An 8,262-nucleotide genomic window follows, 5' to 3' on the forward strand; every position below is an offset into this window, starting at 1 on the left:
ATCGAAGCCCCCTGCCACTACGAGAATAATTTAGACAAAAGGTATCAGAATTCCTATGTGGTTGTCAAAGAGCTTAAAGTTGATTTTTCAGCACGTCGAAAAACTAACTATATTGTACAAGGAGGTTATATATGGATTCAACAACTGCTGCTCCAGAAGGCGTATTAGGGTTAATAAGTTTTTTGCCAATAATATTGATGTTTGTTGCCATGTACTTTATCCTGATTATTCCTCAGAGAAAAAGGGATAAAAAGGTCAGGGAAATGTTAGACTCTTTAAAAGTAGGCGACAAAGTAACTACTCTTGGGGGCGTTACAGGCCGTATTGTGAATATTAAGGACGATGAAGTAACAATAGAAACAAGTGTGGAAAAAACTAAAATACTCTTTAAGAAATGGGGAATTAAAGAAGTTGACAAACCCATTGAAGGATAATTATTTTGCCAATCAAGAAGCTTAAATATTATGATAAACTGAATCCCCGATCGAAGCGAGTTTGATAGTAGTCTAAATAGCTTGCAGGAGTGATTTTAGAATTATAAATTATAATTTTAAAATCACTTTTTTGTTCTAATATTGGTTCCTCTAAAATAAAGATTATAGTAGTACTTGTTATTTTGGAGGTGCGTTATGTCAAGAAATAAAGGCATAAGCTCAAAGTCGGCACAGACCAGCAAGATCAGCTTATTATCCATAGTGAAGGCTGTTGCTCTGTCTTATATAATAACTATTCCCATATTTACTGTATTGGCCTTATTGATTACCTACACTAATTTTCCTGACAAATTTATATTACCGGGTGTAATTGTAACTACAATAATCAGCATTTTAATTGCAGGAACTTCTTCAAGCAGGAATCTGAAAAGCAATGGATGGTTAAATGGGGGATTAGTAGGGTTAGTTTATATGATTGTTCTTTATCTGCTTAGCAGCATAGTATTCAAAGATTTTTCAATAAATGAACATGTGCTGACGATGACGGTCATTGGAATTCTGACAGGTTCAATCGGAGGTATTATTGGAATAAATATCAGAAGATAGTAGGTTAGAAGCTGATAGTTTAGTAAATAATAGATTACAAGATAATAGGTTACAAGATAATAGGGCGCAATTTTAGTTGAAAGCTAAAAAGTGTAATTATAATAATATGAAATTTACGGATAAATAGACATTTTTTTTTAATAAATAGATAAAAGTGAAAAATAAGTTGAAAAAGGATAAGGCAATTGATAGAATAAAAACCAGATAGTGAGAAAAGTCTGCTTTATGTGGAGGATATTAAATGAAAGCAAGACTCATAAAGATACTGGCATTTGTTGCTATATCAATTGCTCTTTTATATTTTGCTGGAATATATCTGGTTAATAAGGCTTTTGATATACTAATACTTTCTCAAATTGGAGATTTAAATTTTTATAAGGAATTTAAATTAGAAGAATCGGAAACGCCCTCATTATCGGATAATTTAAATGATTTTGAGCAGCCTGAGCCAAAAGATAAAGAGGTAAATAAAGAAACCAGCAAAGGGGCCTCTGATGTTGCTGATATAAATTATGGTATTGGAGAAAATAAGAATAGTTCTGATGCTAATTCTGATGATAAATTAGTCCCAGCAGGTAATGATTATAATAAGCATACAAAAAATGCTGATTCTTCAGCAACAGTTTCTGCGGAAGTTGATGCAACAGAGAAAAATACTGCGGTAACAAATAAACCAAAAGATAATACTGCAGAAGCAAATACTCCAAACACCAATAACATGGATGCCAGTGACACCAAACCTCCAGATACCAATGGTTCTGCCGGAAGAAGCAATAATCAGCCTGACAGGGAAATCCAGGGGACAAGCCGGCAGGAAGTTGCTATTACCGAAGAAAGAGTTAAGGAGTTAGAGAATAAGGTTTCATTGTCGGATAAAGGAAAAGCGCTGCAGATTGTTGCTTCGAGATTAAAAGCAGAAGATATTTCTTTACTTAGAAGTATGGCTAAAAATGGAATTACTGCAGAAGAGATCGAGATGGCCAAAAAAATTTTAAAAGAGAGAATTACCGAAGAAGAAAAAGAATTTTTGAAAGGATTACTTTCAAAATATAATATTTTTCCCTGATCCATTATGCCTAATTCTGTTTTAATAGGGAAGTATCTATGCTATAATAATCTGTGCTATAATATAATAAGAAAATTATTTGGGAGGCTGTTACATGAAACATATAAAAACTATTAACAGTAAAGTACTTATCGAAAGTATGAAAAACGGTGGATGCGGTGAATGTCAGACATCTTGCCAGTCTGCATGCAAGACTTCCTGTACTGTTGCGAATCAAAAATGTGAAAAATAAAATTAGGGGAAACAAGAGGACGGTTTTCCCGTTAACTTGAGTGTTAACAGGAGGCCGTCTTCTTATTTGATCTTTTTTAAATAGTTTTTGGAGTAGTTTTTGGAGGATATCATGATACACAAATATAAGCTTTATGACACAAATATTGTGTTGGATGTAAACAGCGGAGCAGTCCATGTATTTGACCAGGCTGCCTATGATATTATAGATTACTATAAAAAGGAAAATGTTGATGATATAAAAAAGAGATTTTCTTCAGTATATAATCTTTCAGTTGTTGAAGAGGCCTTGAAAGAAATTGAAGAGCTTGAAAAACAAGGTTTGTTGTTTACTGATGATATCTATGAGCAAAATGTTCCGTTAATGAACAGAAAACCCGTTGTAAAAGCTTTGTGCCTGCATGTTGCCCATGATTGCAACATGAGGTGTAAATACTGTTTTGCTTCAACTGGAGATTTTGGAATAAAAAGAGCTTTAATGGATCCCGAGATTGGTAAGAAAGCTATTGATTTTATTATTAATGCTTCTGGTTCCCGTAGGAATTTGGAAATAGACTTTTTTGGCGGTGAGCCGCTCCTTAATATGAAAACAGTTAAAGAAATAGTTTCTTACGCCAGGGAAAAAGAAAAGAAATATAATAAGAAATTCAGGTTTACCATTACAACAAACGCCCTATTATTAAATGATGAAAATATAGACTATATTAATAAAAATATGAATAATGTGGTACTCAGCATTGATGGCAGAAAGGAAATTAATGACTTAATGAGAATAAAAGTAGACGGTTCGGGAACATATGACAGCATAATCGAAAAAATAAAGAAAATTGCTGAGTCCAGAAATCAGGATAACTATTATGTAAGAGGTACTTTTACCCATAAGAATCTTGATTTCTCAGAAGATGTGATGCATCTTGCAAATGAGGGTTTTAAGCAGATATCGGTAGAACCTGTGGTTGCTCAGGATGGGTCTGGGTATGAGATAAAAGAAAGTGACCTTGATATACTTTTTAAGGAATATGAAAAATTAGCTTTAGAATATGTAAATAGAAGAAAAGAGGGAAAAGGCTTTAATTTTTTCCACTATATGATTGATTTGGAGCAGGGCCCTTGTGTAATAAAAAGACTTACCGGATGCGGTTCAGGATTCGAATATCTGGCTGTATCGCCTGAAGGTGACCTTTATCCCTGTCACCAATTTGTAGGTATGGAGGATTTTAAAATAGGTAATGTGGCAACTCTGGAAGATAAGGGATTGAACCTGGAGATTCAATCACAGTTTATTAATTCAAATATTTATACTAAGGATGAATGCCGCAAATGCTGGGCAAAATTTTATTGTAGCGGTGGATGTGCTGCAAATGCATATCAGTTTAATAAAGATATAAATATTCCATATAAGATAGGTTGTGAACTTGAAAGAAAGCGTGTTGAATGTGCCATTTGGATTAAGACTCAGGAAATGTTATAAAGTTTTAAATGGAGATTTATATAAAAACAGGATATATATATAAAGTGGATAATATATAAGAATAATAAAATATTAATAAGCTTTATAAATGGCAGTGAGATATAAGATGCATGATGGGAGAGAAAAATTGATAACAGTAAGCGATGTTAAAAAAAGTGAGGAAGTAAAAAACTTTCTTATATTGGCAGATAAGCAGATGCAAATAAAAGGTTATACTGAGCATTCTTTCAGGCATGTAGGCCTGGTATCAAAGCATGCAGGAAATATTCTAAAGGATTTAGGATATCCCGAAAGAGAAGTTGAGCTGGCCAAAATTGCTGGTTATCTCCATGATATAGGAAATGCGGTAAACAGGGCAGACCATGCCCATACAGGCGCCATAATGGCTTACAATATTCTTACTAAGATGGGGATGGACTATCAGGAAGCAGGAGAAATAATGATGGCAATTGGAAATCACGATGAAAAATCAGGGACTGCCGTCAGCAATATTTCCGCAGCTTTGATTTTAGCAGACAAATCAGATGTGCATAGAAGCAGGGTCAGGAATAGGGATATTTCTACATTTGATATTCATGACAGAGTTAATTATGCTGTTAAAAGCTCAATTATCAGCATACAAAAGGAAAATAAAATTGCATTGCTTAATCTTCTTATTGATACAAAAATATGTCCTGTCATGGATTATTTTGAAATTTTTTTGGATAGAATGAGTATGAACAGAAGAGCTGCTGAATTCTTAGGTTTAAGTTTTCAGCTGATTATAAATGATACAAGGTTACTTTAATAAAAAGTTGCTTTAGTAAAAGGATTAACTTTGCAGTCAGGCCTAAAAATAGCAACACTGCTATTTTTTTTGCAGTATTGACTCAAATTGCCCGTAGATATATAATAACCACATGTGGACAAGAACAGAAGGGGGAATTTAACAAATGAACGGAAACAACTGGGTTAAATTTGCTGCAGTTATAATTATATTTGGAATTTTAACCTATCTGGTTTCCTTCGGAGCTCCGGCTCTGGGTATACCTAGCATAGAAGAAATGAGATTGGGTATTGATATTAAAGGTGGCATATATACTGTATTATACCCCGATATTCAAGATGGAAGTAAACCTACCGATGAACAATTACAGGCGGCGAGGACTGTAATAGAGAAAAGACTTGATAATAAGGGAATCTATGACAGGAATGTTGCTATCGAAAGTGAATATGGTAGAATTGTTGTAGAAATTCCGTATAAACCTGGTGAAACTGACCTGAACCCTCAAAAAGCCATAGATGAACTTGGAGCTACAGCTTTGCTGACTTTCCAGGAAGTAGATGAGGCACAGGTTGATGAAAAAACAGGATTACCATTGCCCACTGGACGCATAGTAATAGAAGGTAAACATGTTAAAGATGCAAATGTGCAATCCAATCCTCAAACCGGTGAGGTTGTGGTTGCTCTTGAACTTAATGATGAAGGTGCCGAAAGATTTGCAGAAGCAACAGGCAGATTGGTTGGTAAGAGAATAGCAATCTTTATGGATGATAATCTAATTGTTGCTCCAGTAGTTAATGAAATGATACCTAACGGACAAGCTATAATTACTGGACAGAGAGATGCAAAGGAAGCGGGAGAGCTTGCGGATACAATTAGAGCAGGTGCTTTACCCTTTAAATTGGTTCCAAGGCATTTGAGTTCAATTACACCTTTATTAGGTGAGGGCGCCTTGAATGTAACAATTAATGCTGGAATTATAGCTTTTATTTTAATTTGCCTGTTTATGATAGTGTATTACAGACTGCCGGGTATTGTGGCATCTATTGCACTTTTTGGACTTATAGTGATGCAGCTTCTTGCCATTACTGTTTTGAAAGTATCTCTTACCCTTCCGGGTATTGCAGGTATAATACTTTCAATTGGTATGGGCGTTGATGCTAATGTTATTATCTTTGAAAGAATTAAAGAAGAGCTGAGAAACGGCAAAACACTCGGTTTGTCAGTTGATCTTGGCTTTAAGAGAGCATTTGCAGCAATTCTGGATTCAAACGTTACAACCCTGATTACTGCAATTGTATTATACTGGTTAGGAACAGGTCCGATTAGAGGATTTGCTGTAACACTTGCAATAGGTGTGGCACTAAGCTTTATTACAGCTATAACAGCTACAAAGACAATGCTAAGGGCATTAGCTGGCGTCAAAGCATTTAAGAACCATAAGTTATACGGTGTAAAAGGAGGTGCCGCCTAAATGATTAATTTTGATATAGTTGGAAAAAGAAAAATAAGCTTTACAATATCTTTAATAGTATTATTGGCCGGCATAATTGGTTTTATTATAAACGGTATACAACTGGACATACAGTTCCAGGGAGGAACCATTATACAAATACAAATGCCTGATGAAGATTTTAACAGCGATGAAATTCAAACTGTCATTTCTGAAGCCCTGGGCAAAAATATTGTTGCCAATAAGCTTGAGACTATAACCGCAAAAGAAGATGAAGATAAAGTTAATATGCTTACCCTTAAGGTTTCAAAAGCTGATACCTTGACTACGGAAGAATTAAATAAGGTTATAGATATTCTGCATGAAAAATATAATGTAGAGACTGACGCTGAAATGAATGTCCAGAATGTTCAGCCGTTTATTGGCGCAGAATTGCTTGGAAATGGTGTAAAGGCAGCTATTCTCGCATCTATATTGATAGTGCTTTATGTATGGAAGCGTTTCAGTGTAATGTCCGGTCTCTCATCAGCAGTAATAGCAGTTTTGGCATTGGTTCATGATGCATTTGTAATGTTCACCGTTTATATTTTATTCAGAATACCGGTTAATGAGTCTTTTATTGCCGCAATACTCACTATATTAGGTTATTCAATAAACGCTACAATTATTATTTATGACAGAATAAGAGAAAACACGGGACTTATGAGGAAAGCATCACTGAAAGAACTTGTTAATACAAGTATTAATCAGACTTTTGCAAGGTCTATCAATACAACAATTACAACATTTATTGCTGTAGTATGTGTATACATTTTTGCAGCGATAAATAATATACAATCCCTGACTGATTTTACATTCCCGTTAATAATAGGCCTTATAAGCGGAACATTCTCATCATTGTGCCTCGTAGGACCCGTATGGGTTATGTGGGAAGAGCGCAAAAAGGGCAAAAAATTATCTTCCAAGACTGCTAAGGTATAAAAATTGTAAGGGAAAAAATATGGTATAATTATTGTTAGACACATAAACTTGCCAGATATAAGAAATACCTGACATAAAAAACACCTGAAAATCAGGTGTTTTTTTATGTCCTTTTTGAGATATAGTCGAATATAAGACCCCCAATAATAAATTCAGCCAGAATCATAAAACTTGTTACAATTACTTCAGTAGAGATAAATTCATAGTATGGATCATATCTAAGTACTACTCTATTATAAAGCATCAGAAGAGTTCCGAGAGCAAATATAGCTAAAAATATCCATAAACCATATTTTATTATCTTTTTAGGGATAGCATCTACTTTAAGGAAAGCAGAATATATCTTTTTTAGATTTTTTGATATTTTCAACAGCATTATTTCCTTACCCCCCCTTTACATATCATTTTTTAGGAAATATATATTATAATATTAAACCCATTAGCTTAATATCTGTTTCTGACGCAGAGTTATAGTATATGTTAACATAAACTAATTATGACTTTCAATGTAAAAGTATGCCAAATTTCTATTAAGAGATATTTTTTTCATCTAAATCTTTTATTTAAATATATACATAAATATCTTATATTAGACAACATACAACATTAGCCTACATTATATTTGAGAGTTAATATCAAAAATATAATAATTGGCAAAGATTCTCACGATGACTTTCAATATTAATATTTCAGGCAATAATTTATAATTTACATAAACATATAAATTGCAACATAGAGAAAAAGTATTAATCTAGGGAAGGGGAGAATCAAAATGATGAGTAAATACTTAGAGAAAAAAGTGATTGTGTTTTTTGATGGCGAAAACAACAAAGAAAAGGATCTGATGGAACTGGAATACTATTTAACAGAGAGCGACGAATTTGAGCCGGATGAGATTGAATCATATAATCTGGAAATTGACAAACAGTATGGAGTAGAAATAGTTAAAATAGTAAATGGAACAATGATTGAAAACAAGCTGATAAAAAATCTGACCAACTGTCGGGATCAAGCCCTTGAAGTATTGAAGAAACTTATATATAATACTGTAACTCCAATGAGTATGCTCCCCATATTAGATGATCTGTTAGGTGCATTATAAAAGAAAACAGGAAAATTTAGTCCCCGAGATGTTTTTGGCAAGTATAAATTCGAGCAGTGCGGAACTTAATTTTCCGAGCACCCCATACCCATTACTGGGATTTCATGGTTGAATGTGTTAGCCTGTAACTTTGCCCTTGAAAAACCAGCAGGTGG

General features: G+C 33.9%; 10 protein-coding genes. 9 read left to right on the plus strand and 1 reads right to left on the minus strand.

Going from position 1 to position 8,262, the window contains the following annotated elements; all coding sequences use genetic code 11:
- Positions 1-131: 131 nt before the first annotated feature.
- The 8 genes from yajC (at position 132) to secF (ending at position 7,005) form a co-directional block, all read left to right on the plus strand.
- A complete protein-coding gene (gene yajC, locus GXX20_09105; protein ID HHW31811.1) occupies positions 132-434 on the plus strand; it encodes a preprotein translocase subunit YajC in 303 nt (100 codons plus the stop codon).
- A gap of 195 nt (positions 435-629) precedes the next feature.
- Positions 630-1,040 carry a TIGR04086 family membrane protein gene (locus GXX20_09110; GenBank protein HHW31812.1) on the plus strand — a complete coding sequence of 137 codons (411 nt, stop codon included), beginning with the start codon at positions 630-632 and terminating at the stop codon, positions 1,038-1,040.
- Positions 1,041-1,281: 241 nt separating this feature from the next.
- On the plus strand, positions 1,282-2,106 hold the full coding sequence (locus GXX20_09115; GenBank protein ID HHW31813.1) for a hypothetical protein: 825 nt from the start codon (positions 1,282-1,284) through the stop codon (positions 2,104-2,106).
- 94 nt (positions 2,107-2,200) lie between these two features.
- Complete coding sequence (scfA, locus tag GXX20_09120) at positions 2,201-2,338, plus strand: six-cysteine peptide SCIFF (protein ID HHW31814.1); 138 nt, start codon at positions 2,201-2,203, stop codon at positions 2,336-2,338.
- Positions 2,339-2,449: 111 nt separating this feature from the next.
- Complete coding sequence (gene scfB / locus GXX20_09125) at positions 2,450-3,808, plus strand: thioether cross-link-forming SCIFF peptide maturase (GenBank protein HHW31815.1); 1,359 nt, start codon at positions 2,450-2,452, stop codon at positions 3,806-3,808.
- Positions 3,809-3,914: 106 nt separating this feature from the next.
- Complete coding sequence (locus tag GXX20_09130) at positions 3,915-4,595, plus strand: HD domain-containing protein (GenBank protein ID HHW31816.1); 681 nt, start codon at positions 3,915-3,917, stop codon at positions 4,593-4,595.
- A 145-nt stretch (positions 4,596-4,740) separates the two neighbouring features.
- Positions 4,741-6,045: a protein translocase subunit SecD gene (gene secD / locus GXX20_09135; protein HHW31817.1), complete on the plus strand. Its 1,305-nt coding sequence runs from the start codon at positions 4,741-4,743 to the stop codon at positions 6,043-6,045.
- Positions 6,046-7,005, plus strand: coding sequence for a protein translocase subunit SecF (gene secF / locus GXX20_09140; GenBank protein ID HHW31818.1), 960 nt, complete (start codon positions 6,046-6,048; stop codon positions 7,003-7,005). It abuts the gene before it with no gap.
- 103 nt (positions 7,006-7,108) lie between these two features.
- Here secF and GXX20_09145 read toward each other — a convergent pair whose 3' ends face one another.
- Positions 7,109-7,381: a hypothetical protein gene (locus tag GXX20_09145; protein ID HHW31819.1), complete on the minus strand. Its 273-nt coding sequence runs from the start codon at positions 7,379-7,381 to the stop codon at positions 7,109-7,111.
- Positions 7,382-7,777: 396 nt separating this feature from the next.
- Here GXX20_09145 and GXX20_09150 point away from each other — a divergent pair, with 396 nt between their 5' ends.
- A complete protein-coding gene (locus GXX20_09150) occupies positions 7,778-8,107 on the plus strand; it encodes a hypothetical protein (protein ID HHW31820.1) in 330 nt (109 codons plus the stop codon).
- Positions 8,108-8,262 lie beyond the last annotated feature (155 nt).

The sequence above is a fragment of the Clostridiaceae bacterium genome, from assembly GCA_012840395.1.
Taxonomy (GTDB): Bacteria; Bacillota; Clostridia; order Acetivibrionales; family DULL01; genus DULL01.